Origin of the sequence: Pseudomonas sp. Lb2C2 (assembly GCF_052112205.1) — a bacterium.
Classification (GTDB): Bacteria; Pseudomonadota; Gammaproteobacteria; order Pseudomonadales; family Pseudomonadaceae; genus Aquipseudomonas; species Aquipseudomonas kilonensis.
Map to the genome: position 1 here is coordinate 891144 of NZ_JAUTYW010000001.1, position 21371 is coordinate 912514.

Sequence of the window (21371 nt, forward strand, 5' to 3'; positions counted from 1 at the left end):
TTCGAGCCCCCTCCCGCCCCCATCTTCGAGAATGCCGACTATGTCCACCCCTCCTCCTCCCCCCCAGCCCACCATCCTGGTAGTCGAAGACGACGACATTGTGCGGATGCTGATCGTCGACGTGCTTGAGGAACTGGAGTACCAGGTGCTGGAGGCGGACGGTTGTGAGCAGGCGCTGGCGTTTTTGCGCAACGACGAGCAAGCCATTGCCCTGATGATGACCGACGTCGGCCTGCCGGTAATGGACGGGCGGGAACTGGCCAAGCAGGCTCGGTCCATGCGGCCGGCGCTGCCGGTGCTGTTTGCCAGCGGTTATGCCGAAAGCATCGATGTGCCTGAAGGCATGTCGGTGATCGGCAAACCCTTTTCCATCGATCAGTTGCGCGACAAGGTCAAACGCATTCTTGCTTGAGCCGGATCGCATTCTTGGTCACTATCGGCGCCCCGCGCGCCGACGGCGCCTGAATCGCTCCGAGGAACCCCCTGCTCATGCATCACCCCACCGCCACCAAGGTCCTGGTTATCGGCTATGTCTGGCCCGAGCCGCGCTCATCGGCTGCCAGCGGGCATATCATGCAGATCCTCGACACGTTCCTCGGGCAAGGCTGGGACATCACCTTCAGCAGCCCGGCAGGCCCGGGCGAACAGCGCGCCGACCTGGTCGCGCTGGGCATCCGCGAAGTGCCGATCGAACTCAATAGCAGCAGCTTCGACGCCTTCATCAGCGAGCTTGCGCCGGACATCGTGCTGTTCGACCAATTCATGATGGAAGAACAGTTCGGCTGGCGGGTCGAGAAGCACTGCCCCGGCGCCCTGCGGGTGTTGGAGACTTCCGATCTGCAAAGCCTGCGCCACGCCCGGCATCAGCGCCTGAAGGAACGCCTGAAGCGCGATGAGGCCAGCGAGGATTTCGGCGATCTCTTCGCTCCGGCATTGGACGAGGAGTTCCAGCGGATGGCCGACACCGACCTGGCCAAGCGGGAAATCGCCGCCCTGTACCGCTGCGACCTCAATCTGATGGTGTCCGAGGTTGAAATCGAACTGTTGGTGGAACACTTCAAGTTGCCCCGCAGCCTGCTGCTCTGGTGCCCGTTGATGCTGGACCTGCCCAGCGAACAGCCCGTGCCGTTCGAGGAGCGGGCGCATTTCCTCAGCATCGGCAACTTCCGCCACGCGCCGAACTGGGACGCCGTGCTCTGGATGAAGAACGCCATCTGGCCACTGATCCGCCAACAATTGCCCGGTGCGCAACTGCACCTGTACGGCGCCTACACCCCACCCAAGGCCGCCGCATTGCACAACCCGGCCCAGGGCTTTCACATCATGAACTGGGCTGAGGACGCCTTGCAGGTGATGTCAGCGGCACGTATCTGCCTGGCGCCGCTGCGTTTCGGCGCCGGCATCAAGGGCAAGCTGATCGATGCCATGCTCTGCGGCACACCCAACGTCACCACGCCCATGGGGGCCGAAGCCATGCACGGCGGCATGCCCTGGCCCGGCGCGATTGCCCAGAGCGCCGAAGGCATCGCCGATGCGGCGGTGCAGTTGTATCGCGACCCGGCGCGCTGGGCCCAAGCCCAGGATGCGGGCCTCGCCCTGCTGGAGAACCGCTACCGGCAACAGGTGCACGGCCCGGCGTTGATCGACAGCATCAACGCTTGCCGGGCGGACCTGGCACAACGACGCAGGGACAATTTCACCGGCAGCATGCTGCGTCACCACCAGCACAAAAGCACCCAATACATGTCCCAGTGGATCGAAGAAAAAAACCGCAACGCCTAGCAGTCAGAGTGGCAACCACGTGGCGAAGGGGGCATTATCCAACGGCGATAACAATAAAAGCGCCAGGCCCATGACCCGAACAGCCAGAATCACCGACCCCTCCTACGAGTTGATGGACGACCATAACGGGCTGTCCATCATCTACCGTCAGCACGGTTTCCCCTGCCCCCTGGTGCGCTGGCATTTCCACAAGGAATACGAGCTGCACTTGATCGTCGCCAGTTCCGGCAAAGTGTTCATTGGCGACTACATTGGCAACTTCTATCCCCAGTCGCTGTTCCTCACCGGGCCCAACCTGCCCCATAACTGGATCAGCCAGGTGGCCGAGGACGAAGTGGTGCACAAGCGCGACATGCTGGTGAACTTCACCGACGAGTTGTTCGAAAGCGGCCACCAGGTGTTCGCCGAACTCAAGACGGTCGCACCGCTGCTCGAACGTGCCCAATACGGCATCGAGTTCCGCTGCAAGCGCACCATCCGCCAGGCCATGACCCTGATGCAGCGCATCGCCGATTCCCAAGGCATGAGCCGCCTCGGGCATTTTTTCATCCTGATGGAGTTGCTGGCCGCCACGGATGACTACCAACTGCTTTCCGGCGCGACCTCTGCGCAAGCGGCGGACGAACACAGCATCGACCGCACCAACCGCGCGGTGGACTACATCTTTGCCCACTACGCCCGGGAACTGTCCCTGGAAGAAGTGGCCGAGCACCTGGGCATGAAACCCACCTATTTCAGCCGGGTGTTCAAACAGGCCACTGGCCGCTGCTTCATTGAATTCGTCAATCGCCTGCGCATCAGCAAATCCTGCGAATTGCTGGCCGACGGCGACAAACCGGTGACAGACGTGTGTTTTGAATCCGGTTTCAACAACATCTCCAATTTCAACCGGCGTTTCCAGCAACTCAAGGGCATGACCCCGTCCCATTATCGGCGGCTGGCGGTACAGCGGTTGACCGAGCAGAACCAGGGCTGAGAATCTCGAATCATTTCTGTGACGGGATTTAATGTGGGAGCAAGGCTTGCCCGCGATGCAGGCGCCTCGGTTCCCCGGAAGACCGCGTCAACTGCATCGCGGGCAAGCCTTGCTCCCACAGATAATTTCCATCACCACACCCCATCCAGTGCAAAAAAGTATCAGCACAAGTGCGACGGATGATTTGTCACGCCGTCCAATGAGGGCTGTAATCAGCGCACATTCTTCCCTTCATCCGGAAGACACAAAAACAATAACTGTCCTTCTGCAGCCTTCGGGCGCGGAAAAGGAGTGCGCGATGAAACCTTCGGTAAAAGCTCTGCTTGTCTCCACCTGCATGACCCTCAGCAGCGTCAGCTTTGGCGCCCAGACCCTCACCATTGCCACGGTCAACAACAGCGACATGATCCGCATGCAAAAGCTCTCGAAAACCTTCGAGGCCGAACACCCGGACATCAAGCTGAATTGGGTGGTGCTCGAAGAAAACGTCCTGCGCCAGCGCCTGACCACCGACATCGCCACCCAGGGCGGACAGTTCGACGTACTGACCATTGGCATGTACGAAGCTGCACTCTGGGGCGCCAAGGGCTGGCTGGAACCGATGAAAGACCTGCCGGCCGCCTACGACCTGAACGACGTATTCCCTTCCGTGCGCGATGGCTTGTCGGTCAAAGGCTCGCTGTACGCCCTGCCGTTCTATGCCGAAAGCTCGATCACCTATTACCGCACGGACCTGTTCAAGAACGCCGGGCTGACCATGCCCGAACACCCGACCTGGACCCAGATCGGTGAGTTCGCCGAAAAACTCACCGACAAATCCAAGGAACAATATGGCCTGTGCCTGCGGGGCAAGGCCGGGTGGGGCGAAAACATGGCGCTCATCACCACCCTGGCCAACGGTTATGGCGCGCGCTGGTTCGATGAGAAATGGCAGCCGCAATTCAATGGGCCCGAGTGGAAGGAAGCACTCAATTTCTATGTCGACAACATGAAAAAATCCGGCCCGCCGGGTGCTTCCAGCAACGGTTTCAACGAAAACCTGGCGCTGTTCAACAGCGGCAAATGCGCGATCTGGGTGGATGCCAGCGTCGCCGGCTCGTTCGTCACCGACAAGACCCAGAGCAAGGTGGCCGATCACGTTGGATTCACCTTCGCCCCCCACGAAAAAACCGACAAGGGCACTTCGTGGATGTACTCCTGGTCGCTGGCCATCCCGGCCAGCTCCAAAGCCAAGGAAGCGGCCACGGTCTTTACCACCTGGGCGACGTCCAAGGAATACAGCCAATTGGTCGCCAAGACCGACGGTATTGCCAACGTACCGCCTGGCACCCGCACCTCGACCTACAGCGACGAGTACATGAAGGCCGCGCCGTTTGCCAAGGTGACCCTGGAGTCGTTGAAAGTCGCCGACCCGAAAGCGCCAACCCTCAAGCCTGTGCCCTACATCGGCATCCAGTTGGTGACCATTCCCGAGTTCCAGGCCATCGGCACGCAGGTGGGCAAGTTCTTTTCGGGCGCGCTGACCGGCCAGCAGACCGTGGACCAGGCGTTGACCGCCGCGCAGTCCACCACCGAACGCGAGATGAAACGCGCTGGGTATCCCAAGTAGTCAGTTCATTGAGGCCCGCTCCCGATTCCTGTGGGAGCGAGCTTGCTCGCGATGAGGGCCCCCCAGCCAATATTCCGAGCGACTGACACGACGCTATCGCGAGCAAGCTCGCTCCCACAGTGGATCTTCATAGGCCCGCAAAAATCGGTTCAATGCCATGAATAGCTCAACAACAACTGCCAAAGCCCCCATCGAGATTGCCCCGCCGGCACGCAAGGTCCGCCTGGCCAATCCCGGTTGGTTCCTGGTCAGCCCTTCGGTGGCCTTGTTGCTGCTGTGGATGATCGTGCCGCTGGGCATGACCGTCTACTTCTCGCTGATCCGCTACAACCTGCTCTACCCCGGCGAAAACGAATTCGTCGGGCTGGAGAACTTCACTTATTTCCTGACCGACTCAGGCTTCATGCCCGGCGCCACCAATACCCTGTTGCTGGTGGGCAGCGTGCTGCTGATCAGTATCGTGCTGGGGGTGTTGATCAGCGCGCTGCTGGAGGCCAGCGAGTTTTTTGGTCGCGGCATCGTCCGAGTCCTGCTGATCTCTCCGTTCTTCATCATGCCCACCGTCGGCGCGCTGATCTGGAAGAACCTGATCTTCCACCCGGTCTCGGGCATCCTCGCTTCGGTGTGGAAACTGTTCGGCGCCCAACCGGTGGACTGGCTGGCCCATTACCCGCTGCTGTCGATCATCATCATCGTGAGTTGGCAATGGCTGCCCTTCGCGATCCTGATCCTGATGACCGCCATGCAGTCGCTGGACCAGGAACAGAAGGAAGCCGCGCGCCTGGACGGTGCCGGCCCGATCGCGATCTTCTGGCACCTGACCTTGCCGCACCTGGCCCGCCCGATTGCCGTGGTACTGATGATCGAAACGATCTTCCTGCTGTCGGTGTTCGCCGAGATCTTCACCACCACCAACGGTGGCCCTGGCTACGCCTCGACCAACCTTGCCTACCTGATCTACAACCAGGCGCTGGTGCAGTTCGACGTCGGCATGGCTTCGGCCGGTGGCCTGATTGCCGTGGTCATTGCCAACATCGCCGCCATCATCCTGGTCCGGATGATCGGCAAAAACCTCACCGACAAGCATTGAGGCCGTCGCCATGACTCTTCAACAATCCCGTCGCCTGCAAAGCCTGCTGCTGGGCACGCTGGCCTGGGCCATCGCGATCCTGATCTTCTTCCCGATCTTCTGGATGGTGCTGACCAGCTTCAAGACTGAAATCGACGCGTTCGCCACGCCGCCGCAGTTCATCTTCGCGCCGACCCTGGAGAACTACCTGCACATCAACGAGCGCAGCAACTACTTCAGCTTCGCCTGGAACTCGGTGGTGATTTCCTTCAGCGCCACCGCCCTGTGCCTGCTGATTGCGGTGCCGGCGGCCTACTCCATGGCGTTCTATGAAACCCAGCGCACCAAAGGCACGCTGCTGTGGATGCTCTCCACCAAGATGCTGCCGCCAGTGGGCGTGCTGATGCCGATCTACCTTCTGGCCAAGCAGTTTGGCCTGCTGGACACGCGTGTCGCGTTGATCATCATCTACACCTTGATCAACCTGCCCATCGTGGTCTGGATGATTTACACCTACTTCAAGGACATCCCTCGCGACATCCTTGAGGCCGCACGCCTGGATGGCGCCACCCTGTGGCAGGAAATGGTCCGCGTGCTGCTGCCGATTGCCAAGGGCGGCCTGGCCTCGACCGTGCTGCTGTCGCTGATCCTGTGCTGGAACGAGGCCTTCTGGTCGCTGAACCTCACCTCCTCCAAAGCCGCGCCACTGACGGCGTTGATCGCCTCCTATTCCAGCCCGGAAGGTTTGTTCTGGGCCAAGTTGTCAGCCGTCTCGACCCTGGCCTGCGCGCCGATCCTGATCTTTGGCTGGATCAGCCAGAAACAGCTGGTGCGCGGTTTGTCCTTCGGCGCGGTGAAATAACGCGCCCTACACAATAATCAGAAGTGGAGGCCCATCATCATGGCCAACCTGAAAATCAAGAATCTGCAAAAGGGTTTCGAAGGCTTCTCCATCATCAAGGGCATCGACCTTGAGGTGAACGACCGCGAGTTCGTGGTCTTCGTCGGCCCGTCGGGCTGTGGCAAGTCCACGCTGCTGCGGCTGATCGCCGGCCTTGAAGAGGTCAGCGACGGCACCATCGAACTGGATGGCCGGGACATTACCGAAGTCAGCCCGGCCAAGCGTGACCTGGCAATGGTGTTCCAGACCTACGCCTTGTACCCGCACATGAGCGTGCGCAAGAACATGTCCTTCGCCCTGGACCTGGCCGGCGTGCCCAAGGCCGAGGTCGAGAAGAAGGTCAACGAGGCGGCGCGCATCCTCGAACTGGGGCCGATGCTCGAGCGCAAGCCCAAGCAACTGTCTGGCGGCCAGCGCCAGCGTGTAGCGATTGGCCGGGCCATCGTGCGCAACCCGAAAATCTTCCTGTTCGACGAGCCGCTGTCCAACCTCGACGCCGCCCTGCGGGTGCAGATGCGCCTGGAGCTGGCACGCCTGCACAAAGAGTTGCAGGCAACCATGATCTACGTGACTCACGACCAGGTCGAAGCCATGACCCTGGCCGACAAGGTGGTGGTGCTCAATGGCGGGCGCATCGAACAGGTCGGCTCACCGCTGGAGCTGTACCACCAGCCGGCCAACCTGTTTGTCGCCGGGTTCCTCGGCACGCCGAAAATGGGCTTTCTCAAAGGCAAGGTTACCGGCCTGGACAGTCAGGGCTGTGAAGTGCTGCTGGACGCCGGCACGCGTATCAGCCTGCCCTTGAGCGGCGGCAGCCTGAGCGTCGGTGGCGCGGTGACCCTGGGGATTCGCCCGGAACACCTGAACCTGGCGCAACCGGGGGATTGCACCCTGCAAGTCACCGCCGATGTCAGCGAGCGACTGGGCAGCGACACCTTCTGTCACGTCGTCACGGCCTCCGGCGAAGCCTTGACCATGCGCGTTCGCGGCGACCTGGCGAGCCGTTTCGGCGAGCAACTGAACCTGCACCTGGACGCTGAACACTGCCACTTATTCGATGCCGAGGGCGTTGCGGTGACCCGCGCGCTGCGCGCTGCCGCCTGATTGCCGAGACCTGCGATGAAACTCAACCGACAAAACCTGCACAACCTCAAGCCTGACGTCGCCCTGCCCGCCTACCCTTTGGGCGACATCCGCCAGGGCATCGCCCACATCGGCGTTGGCGGTTTCCACCGGGCTCACCAGGCCTACTACACCGATGCGCTGATGAATACCGGCACCGACCTGGACTGGGCCATCTGCGGCGTGGGCCTGCGGGCCGAGGATCGCCGCGCCCGGGACGACCTGGCTGGCCAGGATTACCTGTTCACCCTGTACGAATTGGGCGACACCGATGACACCGAAGTCCGGGTGATCGGCGCGATCAATGACATGTTGCTGGCTGAAGATGGCGCCCAGGCGCTGATCGACAAACTGGCCGACCCGCAGATCCGTATCGTCTCGCTGACCATCACCGAGGGCGGCTATTGCATCGACGACAGCAACGGCGAGTTCATGGCCCACCTGCCGCAGATCCAGCATGACCTGGTCCATCCTGACGCTCCGAAAACCGTCTTCGGTTTCCTCTGCGCCGCCCTGGCCAAGCGCCGCGCGGCCGGTACCCCGGCGTTCACCCTGATGTCTTGCGATAACCTGCCCCACAACGGCGCCGTGACCCGCAAGGCGTTGTTGGCCTTCGCCGCGTTGCGCGACGCGGAGCTGGGGCAATGGATCGACCTCAACGTCAGTTTCCCCAACGCCATGGTCGATCGCATCACGCCCATGACCAGCGTGGCCCATCGCCTGCAGCTGCATGATGAGCATGGCATCGACGACGCCTGGCCGGTGGTCTGCGAACCGTTCGTGCAATGGGTCCTGGAAGACAAGTTCGTCAACGGTCGCCCGGCCTGGGAAAAGGTCGGCGTGCAGTTCACCGATGACGTCACCCCCTATGAAGAGATGAAGATCAAGCTGCTCAACGGCAGCCACCTGGCGTTGACCTACCTGGGCTTTCTCAAGGGTTATCGCTTCGTCCACGAGACCATGAACGACCCGCTGTTCGTGCGTTACATGCGCGCCTACATGGACCTGGACGTGACGCCGCAACTGGCGCCAGTGCCGGGCATCGACCTGACCGACTACAAGAACACCCTGGTGGAGCGTTTTTCCAACCAGGCGATTGCCGACCAGTTGGAACGGGTCTGTTCGGACGGCTCGTCGAAGTTTCCAAAATTCACGGTGCCGACCATCAACCGCTTGATCGCCGACGGTGGCGAAACCCGTCGCGCGGCGCTGGTGGTGGCGGCCTGGGCCGTGTACCTGAAGGGCGTGGACGAGAACGGCGTGACGTATTCAATCCCGGACCCACGGGCAGCGTTCTGCCAGGCACTGGTGGCTGACGATGCACTGGTGACCCAGCGGGTGCTGGGGGTGGAAGAAATCTTTGGCACCGCCATTCCCCGCTCGCCGGAGTTCGTGGCAGCATTCGAATGGTGCTGCAACAGCTTGCGCGAGCACGGGGTAACGCGAACGCTTGAGCGGATACTGGCTGACGTGAACTGAGGTTTAATCGTTCCCACGCTCTGCGTGGGAACGCCTCAGCGGACGCTCCGCGTTCGGCTTCTTGGGGACGCGGAGCGTCCCGTGCTGCATTCCCACGCAGAGCGTGGGAACGATCTGACCACTCAGGGGTTTTTCCATGGCAAACCAACAACTGTTCCTGGGCATCGACTGCGGCACCCAAGGCACCAAGGCGCTGATCCTGGACGCGACCAGTGGCCAGGTCCTGGGCCAGGGTGCCGCGGCGCACGCCATGATCAGCGGCCTCAACGGTCGCCGCGAACAAGACACCCAGCAATGGCTCGATGCATTCACCCAGGCGACTCAGCAAGCCTTGGCGGACGCTGGGGTCGATGGCCAGGCGATCCTCGGCATCGGCGTCTCCGGTCAGCAACACGGCTTGGTGCTGCTTGACGACCAGGGCCAGGTCTTGCGTCCGGCCAAACTGTGGTGCGACACCGAGACAACGCCGGAAAACGATCGGCTCCTGGCGCACCTGGGCGGTGAAGACGGTAGCCTCGAACGCCTCGGCGTGGTGATCGCGCCGGGCTACACGGTTTCCAAGCTGCTCTGGACACGGGAGCAACATCCCCAGGTTTTCGAACGCATCGCCAGCGTCCTGCTGCCCCACGACTTCCTCAACTACTGGCTCACCGGCCGCCATTGCAGCGAATACGGCGACGCCTCGGGAACCGGCTATTTCAACGTACGCACCCGCCAATGGGACCTGCAACTGCTACAACACATCGACCCCAGCGGTCGCTTGCAAGCCGCGCTGCCGGAACTGATCGAGGCCCATCAGCCGGTCGGACGTATCCTGCCGGCCATTGCTGCACACCTGGGCATCAACCCCGAGGCGGTGGTGGCAAGTGGTGGCGGCGACAATATGATGGGTGCCATCGGCACCGGGAATATTCAGCCCGGTGTGATCACCATGAGCCTGGGATCCTCGGGTACGGTTTACGCCTATGCCGCCGAACCTGCGGTCAGTCCACAGCCGTCGGTGGCGACGTTCTGCTCCTCCAGCGGTGGCTGGCTGCCGCTGATCTGCACCATGAACCTGACCAACGCCACCGGGGCGATTCGCGAGCTGCTGGACCTGGACATCGACGCCTTCAACGCCTTGGTAGTCCAGGCCCCGATTGGCGCCGGGGGCGTGTGCATGCTGCCGTTCCTCAACGGCGAGCGTGTTCCCGCCCTGCCCCATGCCACCGGCAGCCTGCTGGGCCTGACCACCACCAACCTGACCCGGGCCAACCTGTGTCGCGCCGTGGTCGAAGGCACGACCTTCGGTTTGCGCTATGGCTTGGACTTGCTGCGAGCCAACGGACTCCAGGCCCAGAGCATTCGCCTGATCGGCGGTGGATCGAAGAGCGCGCAGTGGCGGCAGATTGTCGCCGATACCATGGACACCACGGTCATTTGCACCGAACAGAGCGAAGCCGCTGCCTTGGGGGCGGCGATCCAGGCAGCATGGTGTCACTCGGGTTCACAGACGGATTTGGCCGAGCTGTGCGAGCGCTGCGTCAAGCTCGACCCGACCAGCGAAACCCGGCCAATCGCCGCCCATGTCGCGGCGTCGCAACAGGCTTATGAACGTTATCGACAACACGTCGCAACCCTTTGAGAGCGGGAAACTATGTATTTGGTGTGTGGTGAAGCGCTGTTTGATTTTTTCAGTGAAACCGAGGCGGATGGGCCTGCCTCGCAAGTGAACTACAAGGCCATTGCCGGCGGTTCACCGTTCAACGTGGCCGTGGGGCTGCGCCGCCTGGGTGTTGATTCGGCGCTGTTTACCGGGCTATCCACCGACTACCTGGGCCGACGCTTGCAGCAGGTGCTGCTCAATGAAGGTGTCAGCGCCCAATATCTGGTGGAGTTCGACGCACCGACCACCCTGGCGATGGTTGCCGTAGGCGCCAATGGTTCGCCCCACTACAGTTTTCGCGGCGAAGGCTGTGCGGACCGACAACTGAGCCTGGCGCATCTACCGGACCTGGGCCCCGATGTGCGCGGCTTGCATTTCGGCTCGTTCTCGCTGGTGGTCCAGCCCATCGCCGACACGCTCCTGGCCCTGATGCAACGCGAAAGCGGCCAGCGCCTGATCAGCCTCGACCCGAACGTGCGGCTCAACCCGCAGCCGGATATCGCGCTGTGGCGCTCACGGATTGCGACACTGGTGCAGTATGCCGACCTGATCAAGGTCAGTGACGAGGATCTGGAGCTGCTCTACCCAGGGGTGGAGCCCAAGGCCATCATCGAAGGTTGGCTGGGGAACCGCTGCCAATTGGTCTTCCTGACCCGTGGCGGCCAGGGCGCTACGGTCTTCAGTCGCCAATACGGCTCATGGTCGCTGCCGTCCTGTCCGGTGAAGATCGCCGACACCGTGGGTGCAGGCGACACCTTCCAGGCCGCGCTGATTGCGTGGTTGACTGAACAACAATTGGATTCGGTCGAGGGCTTGCAAACCCTGACCCGGGAGCAGATCAGCGCCATGCTTGAGTTCGCCATTCGCGCCGCCGCCTTGACGTGTGGCAAAACCGGGCCGGACCTGCCCTATAGGCAACAATTGAACTGAATGGCGCATCACGGCTAAAAAATCGCGGCTAAAAAACTGGACGCCGGGTTCGGACATGACCGGACCCGAGCGTCAGGCTAACAAGAACAAGGCTGCTATTAGCGCCCGGTCATCCGATGGTGTTGCTGATGAAAGTGATTGCCAACGGCCGGGTTGTGGTCGAGCTCGGTACGCAGCTCGGCGATCAAGTCGTTGATGGCCCGGCAACCGGTGAGTTTATTGGCATCGATGTCGGTTTTGACCAAAGCCACGCGATCGGTTTCGTGATCGTCGTAAATCTTGACCGTCATCTTAAGCTCAGGTGACAAGGTGCATTGCGAGCGCTTGGGCAACAAGCTGCTTTCAATGATGTTTCGCATTTCGAGGGCAGATAGAAACATGGCGACTCTCTCCTGTTGAGGCGGCCAACTTATGTTCACGCCGGCGGTATTTTCGTCCGTTTTCTTCCCTGCGGACTGGGACTACGAATACCGTGCCGTTCGTTCGTTCTTTTTAGCGTTTTCAGTCAACGAGTTCGCCAGGCGAACTCTTGAATCATCCCGCAAGAAGTGTGCCTGTATTGAAGACCTTGCGGATTGATCTGAATCAAACGCTTAGCTTCGTCCCGCGCCAGAGAGCTCGTGCAAAATGCAAGGAAACGCTACTTCTTCCATGCAAACTGCAATCGCTTTTATCCTGTTCGCAAACTAGAGTAGCCCCTAATGTGAAGACGCAAGCGGGCATCCGTCGCCTGCTTCAAAAAAAGTGTGACGTAGCGTAAAAAACTCAAATCGCGCCCACCGCCGCACGCTCGGCCACGTGGCGCAAACTGTCGAAATTGATGTTGGCACCGGAGTCGATCGCCACCAGCGTCTGGCCTCGCGCCCCCGTGTGCGCCACGTACTGCTTGATGCCTGCCACCGCCAGCGCGCCCGACGGCTCGGTGATGGAACGGGTATCGTCATAGATGTCCTTGATCGCGGCGCACAGTTGATCGTTGCTCACGGTCATCACTTCATCGACACAGAAACGACAGATATCGAGGCCATGGGCGCCGATCTGCGCGACGGCCACGCCATCGGCGAAGGTTCCCACTTCTGGCAAGGTCACCCGCTCACCGGCTGCCAGTGCCGCCTGGAGGCAAGCAGAATGCTGCGACTCGACGCCGATGATGCGTACCTCCGGGCGCAGGTACTTGACGTAGGCCGCGATCCCGGCGATCAGCCCACCGCCGCCGACCGGGACGAAAATCGCATCCAACTGGCCGGGGTGCTGGCGCAGGATTTCCATGGCGACAGTGCCCTGCCCGGCGATCACGTCCGGGTCATCGAAAGGCGAGACGAACTCCCGTCCGGTCTGCTCGGCCAGGTCCAGCGCGTGCGCCAGGGCAAACGGAAAGCTTTCCCCGTGCAGAATCGCTTCGGCGCCTCGGTTGCGCACGCCCAGCACCTTCAATTGCACAGTGGTCACAGGCATGACGATGCTGGCCGAAATCCCCAACTCCCGTGCCGCCAGCGCGACACCCTGGGCATGATTGCCGGCAGACGCGGTGATGACGCCACGGGCGCGCTGCTCCGGGGTCAGTTGCACGAGTTTGTTGTAGGCACCGCGGATCTTGAAGGAAAAGGTCGGTTGCAGGTCTTCACGCTTGAGCAGGATCCGGTTACCCAAGGCCTCGGACAGTGCAGGAGCCGCTTGCAGCGGCGTACGCACGGCCAGCTCATAGACCGGCGCGGCGAGAATCTTCTTAACATAGTGCTCAAGCAGGGCTTGCTCGGTGCGGGTAACGGTCATGGCGATCTCCTGGTTCGGGCGGAGCCCAGGAGACAGAAAGAAAAAACCCGCCTCCAGGGCGGGTTGGGTGCAGCCGACAGCTAACCCGCCAAATAAGGAATGGCGGTAATAATGCTTGGCTGGCTGCGCAGTACGGTTGAAGTCATGGTTGGAAATTAGCGGTGAGTTGGTGGCAAGTCAATGGCAAATATTGATTAGCTGTGGCGACAGCCATAAATGGACAGCATTACCTGTGGGAGCGAGCTTGCTCGCGATAACGGTGTGTCAGTCAGCATTAATATCAGCTGACCCAAAGCCATCGCGAGCAAGCTCGCTCCCACATTTTCTACAATTACTTGAGTCCGACTTTGTACAACGCCCCGTCGTCGTCATCCGTCAGCACATACAGGTAACCATCCGGGCCCTGGCGAACATCCCGGACGCGTGCCTTGAGCTCGCCCAGCAAACGCTCTTCATGGACGACCTTGTCGCCCTGCAATTGCAGGCGAATCAGTTCTCCGGGCACCAGCGCCCCGATGAACACGTTGCGCTGCCAGGCCTTGAAACGATCATGGTCGTAGAACGCCATGCCGCTGAGCCCCGGTGACACCTGCCAGACGTGGTGAGGGTCAAGGCCACCCTCGACGGTCTTGCCCTGGGCTTCGGGAATCGGGGCGCCGGAGTAGTTGATACCATGGGTCGCCAGTGGCCAGCCGTAGTTCTTGCCGCGCTCGATGATGTTCAATTCATCACCGCCCCTGGGCCCGTGCTCGTTTTCCCACAGCGTGCCATTCCAAGGGTTGAGGGCCGCGCCCTGGGGGTTGCGCATGCCGTAGGACCAGATCTCGGGACGGACGTCTTTCTGGCCGACGAAGGGGTTGTCGTCGGGCACCTTGCCGTCGGGGTAGATACGCACGACCTTGCCTTGCAGCTTGTCGAGGTCCTGGGCGGTGGCCCGCTCGTTGTTTTCCCCCAAGGTAATGAACAGATAGCCGTCGCGATCGAAGACCAGTCGCGAGCCAAAGTGGTTGCCCGTGGACAGCTTGGGCTGCTGGCGGAAGATCACGTCGAAATTCTTCAGGCTCTTGAGGTCTTCGGACAGTTGCCCGCGTCCCACGGCGGTGCCGGCCTTGCCGTCTGCGCCCGCCTCGGCATAAGACAGGTAGACGGTACGGTCCTGCTTGAAGTCAGGCGACAGCACCACGTCCAGCAGACCGCCCTGGCCCTTGGCCCACACTTGTGGCACACCACTCAAGGGTGTGGACAATTGACCATCGGGGCTGACCACGCGCAGGTTGCCCGGTCGCTCCGTCACCAGCATGCCCTGCTGTCCAGGCAAGAACGCGACGGACCAAGGGTGTTCCAGCCCCTTGACCACGGTGGTCACTTCCAGGGTGCCCTCCTCGCTCTTGAATGATTGGGTGGGCGCGGCGGCAGCCGACGTGGCAAAGGTCAGGACAGCGCTGGCGCAACAGGCGGCCAGGAGTGTTTTACGCAACATGCACATTTCCTTCTGCGGTGTTGAAAGAGAACAACGGGCTCCAGCGCCTAGCGGTTGCCATTCTGGCTGTTCCTGGGGGGCGTGGGAGACTCGATGGTGGGACGCGGCGAACCCGATGGCTGGCCGGACCGGGGATAACCATTGCCGATGCCGCCGTTTTCCAGGGTCGGTGGGCGCGGTACCGGCACCGTCGGGTTGTCATGAATCGTCGGCACATTGGACCGCGTGCCCTGCATGCTATTGGGATTGGCCCGTCGCGTCGGGCTGTTATAGGGATTGTTGTTGCCCGGCAGATTCTGGGCCAGAACCATAGGGCCTTCGCCCGGAGGGGTGGCTTGGGCAGCGGCGGTCAGTAATAGCGTCATGATGGCGAGTACCAGCCTGTTCATTCGGACACCTCTTGAGTTCAAGCATATCGAAAGCACGCTACGCCGCAGGTTCGCCATTGTTAAGCGAAATGTCCCGGTGAAGATGTAACCAAGAATCTCCAAGCTCGCTCCCACAATGGAAACTTTTCCCAAGGCGCGAAGGTCACCAGAAAGACATTCACCGGCAAGGAAAACACCACCATGGCACGGGCAATCTGGAAAGGCGCAATCAGTTTCGGACTGGTCCACATTCCTGTCGCGCTGGTGTCGGCCACCTCTTCCCAGGGCGTGGATTTTGACTGGCTGGACAAGCGCAGCATGGACCCGGTGGGCTACAAGCGGGTCAACAAGGCCACGGGCAAGGAAGTGACCAAGGAAGACATCGTCAAGGGCGTCCAGTACCAGAAGGGTCAATACGTGCTGCTCAGCGAAGAGGAAATTCGCTCCGCCCACCCCAAGTCCACCCAGACCATCGATATCTTTGCCTTTGTCGATAGCGAGAAGATCCCGTTGCAAAACATCGACACGCCTTACTTTCTCGCCCCCGACAAACGCGGGGGCAAAGTCTATGCCCTGCTGCGCGAAACCCTGGTCAAGACCCACAAGGTCGCCCTGGCCCACGTCGTGCTGCATACCCGCCAGCACCTGGCGGCGCTCATGCCCCTTGAATCGGCGCTGGTACTGGTGATGCTGCGCTGGCCCGCGGAGGTGCGCGACCTTGATGTCCTCGAGTTAGGCGACGAGGTGACGAACCCGACCCTGGCCAAGGGCGAGCTGGAAATGGCCAAGCGTCTGGTGGAAGACATGAGCGCCGACTGGGAGCCGCAAGAATACCGGGACAGTTTCGAAGACAAAATCATGGAACTGGTGGAGAAAAAGGCCAATGAAGGCCGTCTCGAAGCGGTGGAGACCGACCCGGGCGAAGAACAACGCAAGACCGCCGATGTCATCGACCTTACCGAGTTGCTCAAGCGCAGCCTGGGCAGCAAGGGCAAGGTCACCGACAAATCCGCCGGGAAAGCCCCTGCAAAACCTGCGAAAAGCCGCAAATCCGCTCCTGCCAAAAAAGCCACCAAGGCCTCCCGGGGGTAAACCCTGGCGTGTGCAATACAAGGGAATCTGTCATGGCCAACGCCGAGAGTGAATCTGCTCGCTTGTCCAACGCCAAGTCGGACGCTACGACGGCCCGCAAGGCGCCTCAAAACCGCCTGCCTGAGCGCCTGTCGCCGCAATTGGCCACGCCCGTGGAAGAACCGCCTACCGGCGAATGGCGCTATGAAGTCCAATTCCACGGATATCGGCTGCTGACCCGCATCGAGCGTGGCGAAGTCCGCTTGTTCAATCGCAATCACCAGGATTGGACCGAGCGGTTGAAGCTGCATGCCGACGCCCTGGCCGGGTTGAACCTGGGGGACAGTTGGCTCGACGGTGAACTGGTTCTACTCGATGATGCCGGCCAGTCCGATTTCGCGGCCCTGCGCCAGGCCTTCGACATCAGCCGCACCGTCGACATGGTGTATTTCCTGTTCGATGCGCCCTTCCTCAATGGTGTCGACCTGCGTCAGGCACCGGTGGAAGAACGCCGTGCAGCCCTGAAAAAAGCCCTTGGCAACAACGCCAGCAAGCGTCTGCGCTTTTCCGAGTCGTTTTCCGCAAGCCAGCACGACATGTTCGAAAGCGCTATCGCGCTCTCCCTGGACAGCGTGGTCGGCAAGCGCCTGGGCAGCCCTTATATGTCCCGGCGAAGCGCCGATTGGGTAAAGCTCAAGTGCCGGTTACGCCAAGCCCTCGTCATCGTCGGGTTCACCCGCCCCCAAGGCAAGCGCAGCGGTTTCGGCGCGCTGTTGCTGGCGGTCAACGGGCCGTCGGGGCTGGTGTACGCCGGTCGGGTCGGCACAGGGTTCAGCCAGGCGCAAATCAAACAATTACATGCGCAATTGTGCGCGCAGCAGCGCGAGACGTCGCCACTGGCTTTGCCACTCAACGGTGTGCAGGAGCGCGGCGTGCAATGGGTCGAACCTGACCAGACCTGCGAGGTCGAGTTCACTGAATGGACCCGCGATAACCAGGTGCGGCAGGCTATTTTCCTGGGCTCGCCGACCAATATGCCGGCCAACAAAGTTGTTCGCGAGCAGCCCCTGCCGATAAAGCCCACGACGCCAGACCCCAAGCGTGGCAGCAAAGCCCGCGCGGCCAAGGTCGACGGCGTGACGATTACCCACCCCGATCGGGTCATCGACAGTGTCAGCGGCGTGCAAAAGGCTGAACTGGCGCAGTATTACCTGGACATCGCCCCGTGGATCCTGCCGCACCTCAAGCAGCGGCCGGTCGCGCTGCTGCGGGCACCGGACGGTATCGGCGAAGAGCAGTTCTTCCAAAAACACGCCGATCGCCTGGACATTCCCCACATCAAGCAGCTGGATCCTCGCCTGGACCCAGGCCATGCGGCGCTGATGGAAATCGATGACATCCACGCCCTGGTCAGCGCGGCGCAGATGGGCACGGTGGAACTGCACACCTGGACCGCGACCCACGACCGAATCGAGACGCCCGATATGTTTGTCCTGGACCTGGACCCGGACCCTTCGCTGCCCTGGCGCGCCATGATCGAGGCGACCCACATGACCTTGACGGTGCTCGACGAGTTGGGTTTGCAGGCTTTTCTCAAGACCAGCGGTGGCAAAGGCATGCACGTGATCGTGCCCTTGGCGAGAAGTGAGGGTTGGGACACCACCAAGGCGTTCGCCAAGGCCATCTCGCAGTTCCTGACCCGGCAAATGCCAGAGCGCATCACCGCCACCATGGGACCGAAGAACCGCGTCGGGAAAATATTCGTCGACTACCTGCGCAACGCCCGCGGGGCCAGCACGGTGGCCGCCTACTCAGTACGCGCCAGGCCAGGCCTACCGGTCTCGGTGCCGATTGCCCGGGCCGAACTGCAGACCCTGCGCAACGCCCAGCAATGGGACATCTATACCGCCCTGGAACGGGCCAAGGGCTTGGGTGCCGATCCCTGGGAAGGCTACAACCACCGCCAGCGGATCACGGCCAGGATGTGGGCGCAGCTGGATGCGCAAAAACCCGAGGCATGAGGGGTAAATCCGGTGTTCAAATCCAGACAAAGATCGCCAGCAAACCACCGAAAAAAGCCCACTTCTGCAGGTAATACAGCGTGCGGTTGCGTTTCTTCAGGGCCTTGCCTTGCAAGCGGATCTTGTAGAGCCTGGAGAACGCCCGGTTCAGGCCGCCCGTCCTGTCACCCGCGTCGTTGGGCGCACCCGCCGCCGCCATCACGGTGCGGCTGAACCAGCGGTTGAACGCGCTAGCCCAGCGAAACTTCATGGGCCGCTCCACGTCGCAGAACAGGATGATGCGGTTATGGTCGGTGGTGTTCTGGGCGTAATGAATAAACGTTTCGTCGAAGATCACCGCCTCGCCATCGCGCCAATGATAAGGCTCGCCATCGACATTGATGTAGCAACCGGCATCGTTGGGCGTTTCCAGGCCCAGGTGATACCGATAGGACCCGGCATATGGGTCGCGGTGCCGGACCAGCTTCGAGCCCGGCGGCAACTCGGCAAACATCGCCGCCTTGATCGAACCGATGCTCTGCACCAGTTCGGTGGTGCGTGGGCACAGTTTCATGGCCGAAGGATGGCTGTCGCCGTACCACTTCAGGTAGAAACGCTTCCAACCGGTCTTGAAGAACGAGTTGAAGCCCACGTCGTCGTATTGATTGGAACGCTTGATCTCCCCTGCGTGCAGCAGGTTCTGGCCTTCGGCCCGGATCTCTTCCCAGTGGGCCTGCAACGGGCTCAGGTCCGGGAACTGCGCCGGGCTCAGGAACGGCCTGTTGGGCAGTTTCGAGCACAGGTAAAGCAGGCAATTGATCGGTGCGAGAAACGACGAATGATCGCTCAACTGGCGTCCGATCTTATGCCGCACCCGCCCGCGCAGATGAACATAGCCAATGGAGAACATGTAGATCGCAACAATGATGAGCTTCACGGAAACCGTCACAATGCAGGAGTGAACAGGTTGCTTTCCCGGGCCAGCCAAGCGGCAAGGGAGATGGCATCGGGTGAGATGGCATTCTAGCCACAGTTTGTAACCGAAAGTTATCCTTCAATTGTGAAAAACTGTCTTGCCCAGGCAATCCCCTATCGTTTATGCGGCCAGATCAGTACAATCGCCGCCAACTATTACGCGCCCCCTTTGGCCGATACCGCAAACCACGGCTTCGGCGCACGTCTACCGGGCCAGGCGCTCCGTATGCTGCTGTCCTCTTATGCCGGATGGACCCTTGCGCTTGCGACCGCGACGCCTTTGGGCAGTCGGGACGTGCGCAAACAGGTACTGAACAGGTACTGCCGCACCCTTAGCTACTCTGAATGTTCCGCAGGATAAACCTTTGATCTCTACAGCTAACATCACGATGCAGTTCGGCGCCAAGCCACTGTTCGAAAACGTCTCTGTCAAATTCGGCGCGGGTAACCGCTACGGTCTGATCGGCGCCAACGGTTGCGGCAAGTCGACCTTCATGAAAATCCTCGGCGGCGACCTTGAGCCGTCTGGCGGCCAGGTCATGCTCGAGCCGAACGTGCGCCTGGGTAAACTGCGCCAGGACCAGTTCGCCTACGAAGAATTCACCGTGATCGACACCGTGATCATGGGTCACGAAGAGCTGTGGAAGGTCAAGGCCGAGCGCGATCGCATCTATTCGCTGCCGGAAATGACCGAAGAAGACGGCATGGCCGTGGCCGAGCTGGAAACCGAATTTGCCGAGATGGACGGCTACACCGCCGAATCCCGTGCCGGTGAACTGCTGTTGGGCCTGGGGATTGGCATCGAACAGCATTTCGGCCCGATGAGCGAAGTGTCGCCAGGCTGGAAGCTGCGTGTGCTGCTGGCCCAGGCGCTGTTCTCCGACCCGGAAGTGCTGCTGCTCGACGAACCGACCAACCACCTGGATATCAACACCATCCGCTGGCTGGAAAACGTGCTGACCCAGCGCTCGAGCCTGATGATCATCATCTCCCACGACCGTCACTTCCTGAACAGCGTCTGCACCCACATGGCGGACCTGGACTACGGCGAGCTGCGCCTGTTCCCGGGCAACTACGACGAGTACATGACCGTGGCGACCCAGTCCCGCGAGCAATTGCTGTCGGACAACGCCAAGAAGAAAGCGCAGATTTCCGAGCTGCAATCGTTCGTCAGCCGTTTCTCGGCCAACGCCTCGAAAGCCAAGCAGGCCACCTCCCGCGCCAAGCAGATCGACAAGATCCAACTGGCCGAGGTCAAGCCATCGAGCCGCGTCAGCCCGTTCATTCGCTTCGAACAGACCAAGAAACTGCACCGCCAGGCGGTCATTGTCGAGCGCATGGCCAAAGGGTTTGACGGCAAGCCGCTGTTCAAGGACTTCAGTTTCACCGTCGAAGCCGGTGAGCGCGTGGCGATCATTGGCCCGAACGGTATCGGCAAGACCACCTTGCTGCGCACCCTGGTCAATGAACTGGAACCCGATGCCGGTACCGTGAAATGGACCGACGCCGCGGAATTGGGCTACTACGCCCAGGACCATGCCCATGACTTCGAAGACGACGTCAACCTGTTCGACTGGATGGGCCAATGGACCCAGGGCGGCGAACAACTGGTTCGTGGCACCTTGGGCCGCATGCTGTTTTCCAACGACGAGATCCTCAAGTCGGTCAAGGTCATTTCCGGTGGTGAGCAAGGCCGCATGCTGTTCGGCAAGCTGATCCTGCAAAAGCCGAACGTGCTGGTGATGGACGAACCGACCAACCACTTGGACATGGAATCGATCGAAGCGCTGAACCTGGCACTGGAAAACTACCCGGGCACGCTGATCTTCGTCAGCCATGACCGTGAGTTCGTCTCGTCCCTGGCCACCCGCATCATCGAGCTGAGCGCCGATGGCGTGGTCGACTTCAGCGGCACCTATGACGATTACCTGCGCAGCCAGGGTGTGGTGTTCTAAGGACGGCCCTTGGCTGTTCGCTGCAAAAGCAAAGCCCTGTCCACTGTGACAGGGCTTTTTTGTATCCCAAAGGTCAATCCCCTGTGGGAGCAAAGCTTGCTCGCGATGAGGCCGGTACATTTACCCTCAATCCAAACTGAACACCCAGCCCCCAAGCACATTTAGTTAGCCTGCTTTCTTTTATCCCCTCCTCGCGCCATGATGAGGCTCTCTTACCGCTGCCCGCGAACGAGCCC

General features: G+C 61.0%; 18 protein-coding genes. 13 read left to right on the forward strand and 5 right to left on the reverse strand.

Annotation, left to right across the window (positions count from 1 at the left end; genetic code table 11):
• The first annotated feature begins 40 nt into the window (after nucleotides 1–40).
• The 10 genes from Q7F16_RS03740 (at nucleotide 41) to Q7F16_RS03785 (ending at nucleotide 11513) form a co-directional block, all read left to right on the forward strand.
• Nucleotides 41–412: a response regulator gene (locus Q7F16_RS03740; protein ID WP_046065353.1), complete on the forward strand. Its 372-nt coding sequence runs from the start codon at nucleotides 41–43 to the stop codon at nucleotides 410–412.
• A gap of 77 nt (nucleotides 413–489) precedes the next feature.
• Nucleotides 490–1782, forward strand: a complete 1293-nt coding sequence (locus Q7F16_RS03745; protein ID WP_409557208.1) for a glycosyltransferase — start codon at nucleotides 490–492, stop codon at nucleotides 1780–1782.
• Nucleotides 1783–1852: 70 nt separating this feature from the next.
• On the forward strand, nucleotides 1853–2758 hold the full coding sequence (locus Q7F16_RS03750; protein ID WP_041475904.1) for an AraC family transcriptional regulator: 906 nt from the start codon (nucleotides 1853–1855) through the stop codon (nucleotides 2756–2758).
• Nucleotides 2759–3056: 298 nt separating this feature from the next.
• Nucleotides 3057–4367 carry an ABC transporter substrate-binding protein gene (locus Q7F16_RS03755; protein ID WP_046065355.1) on the forward strand — a complete coding sequence of 437 codons (1311 nt, stop codon included), beginning with the start codon at nucleotides 3057–3059 and terminating at the stop codon, nucleotides 4365–4367.
• A 157-nt stretch (nucleotides 4368–4524) separates the two neighbouring features.
• Nucleotides 4525–5457, forward strand: coding sequence for a carbohydrate ABC transporter permease (locus Q7F16_RS03760; protein WP_046065356.1), 933 nt, complete (start codon nucleotides 4525–4527; stop codon nucleotides 5455–5457).
• 10 nt (nucleotides 5458–5467) lie between these two features.
• On the forward strand, nucleotides 5468–6298 hold the full coding sequence (locus Q7F16_RS03765) for a carbohydrate ABC transporter permease (protein WP_018601515.1): 831 nt from the start codon (nucleotides 5468–5470) through the stop codon (nucleotides 6296–6298).
• A 39-nt stretch (nucleotides 6299–6337) separates the two neighbouring features.
• Nucleotides 6338–7441 carry an ABC transporter ATP-binding protein gene (locus Q7F16_RS03770; protein WP_409557209.1) on the forward strand — a complete coding sequence of 368 codons (1104 nt, stop codon included), beginning with the start codon at nucleotides 6338–6340 and terminating at the stop codon, nucleotides 7439–7441.
• 15 nt (nucleotides 7442–7456) lie between these two features.
• Nucleotides 7457–8938 (forward strand): mannitol dehydrogenase family protein, encoded by a 1482-nt coding sequence (locus tag Q7F16_RS03775; RefSeq protein ID WP_409557210.1) that lies wholly within the window; start codon nucleotides 7457–7459, stop codon nucleotides 8936–8938.
• Nucleotides 8939–9074: 136 nt separating this feature from the next.
• Nucleotides 9075–10562 carry a xylulokinase gene (gene xylB, locus Q7F16_RS03780; protein WP_409557211.1) on the forward strand — a complete coding sequence of 496 codons (1488 nt, stop codon included), beginning with the start codon at nucleotides 9075–9077 and terminating at the stop codon, nucleotides 10560–10562.
• Between the two features lie 12 nt (nucleotides 10563–10574).
• Entirely contained in the window at nucleotides 10575–11513 is a 939-nt protein-coding gene (locus Q7F16_RS03785) for a carbohydrate kinase family protein (protein WP_046065360.1), read from the forward strand.
• A gap of 98 nt (nucleotides 11514–11611) precedes the next feature.
• Here Q7F16_RS03785 and Q7F16_RS03790 read toward each other — a convergent pair whose 3' ends face one another.
• The 4 genes from Q7F16_RS03790 to Q7F16_RS03805 all read right to left on the reverse strand — a co-directional run bounded on the left by Q7F16_RS03790 (nucleotide 11612) and on the right by Q7F16_RS03805 (nucleotide 15155).
• Nucleotides 11612–11893, reverse strand: coding sequence for a DUF1652 domain-containing protein (locus tag Q7F16_RS03790; protein ID WP_079302422.1), 282 nt, complete (start codon nucleotides 11891–11893; stop codon nucleotides 11612–11614).
• 385 nt (nucleotides 11894–12278) lie between these two features.
• Nucleotides 12279–13286 carry a threonine ammonia-lyase, biosynthetic gene (gene ilvA / locus Q7F16_RS03795; protein ID WP_018601526.1) on the reverse strand — a complete coding sequence of 336 codons (1008 nt, stop codon included), beginning with the start codon at nucleotides 13284–13286 and terminating at the stop codon, nucleotides 12279–12281.
• A 331-nt stretch (nucleotides 13287–13617) separates the two neighbouring features.
• Nucleotides 13618–14766: a PQQ-dependent sugar dehydrogenase gene (locus Q7F16_RS03800; protein WP_409557212.1), complete on the reverse strand. Its 1149-nt coding sequence runs from the start codon at nucleotides 14764–14766 to the stop codon at nucleotides 13618–13620.
• A 47-nt stretch (nucleotides 14767–14813) separates the two neighbouring features.
• Nucleotides 14814–15155, reverse strand: coding sequence for a hypothetical protein (locus tag Q7F16_RS03805; protein WP_409557213.1), 342 nt, complete (start codon nucleotides 15153–15155; stop codon nucleotides 14814–14816).
• A gap of 180 nt (nucleotides 15156–15335) precedes the next feature.
• Here Q7F16_RS03805 and ku point away from each other — a divergent pair, with 180 nt between their 5' ends.
• Together ku and ligD are read left to right on the forward strand one after the other, a co-directional pair.
• Entirely contained in the window at nucleotides 15336–16226 is an 891-nt protein-coding gene (gene ku / locus Q7F16_RS03810) for a non-homologous end joining protein Ku (protein WP_046065364.1), read from the forward strand.
• Nucleotides 16227–16258: 32 nt separating this feature from the next.
• On the forward strand, nucleotides 16259–18226 hold the full coding sequence (gene ligD, locus Q7F16_RS03815; protein WP_409557214.1) for a DNA ligase D: 1968 nt from the start codon (nucleotides 16259–16261) through the stop codon (nucleotides 18224–18226).
• A gap of 16 nt (nucleotides 18227–18242) precedes the next feature.
• On the opposite strand, the gene lpxO is transcribed toward ligD, so the two are convergent.
• The gene (gene lpxO / locus Q7F16_RS03820; RefSeq protein WP_204126700.1) at nucleotides 18243–19142 is read right to left on the reverse strand and encodes a lipid A hydroxylase LpxO; all 900 of its coding nucleotides are present in this window, start codon (nucleotides 19140–19142) and stop codon (nucleotides 18243–18245) included.
• A gap of 403 nt (nucleotides 19143–19545) precedes the next feature.
• On the opposite strand from lpxO, the gene Q7F16_RS03825 reads away from it, so the two are divergent.
• Nucleotides 19546–21135 carry an ABC-F family ATPase gene (locus Q7F16_RS03825; protein WP_003181279.1) on the forward strand — a complete coding sequence of 530 codons (1590 nt, stop codon included), beginning with the start codon at nucleotides 19546–19548 and terminating at the stop codon, nucleotides 21133–21135.
• The last annotated feature ends 236 nt before the right edge of the window (nucleotides 21136–21371 follow it).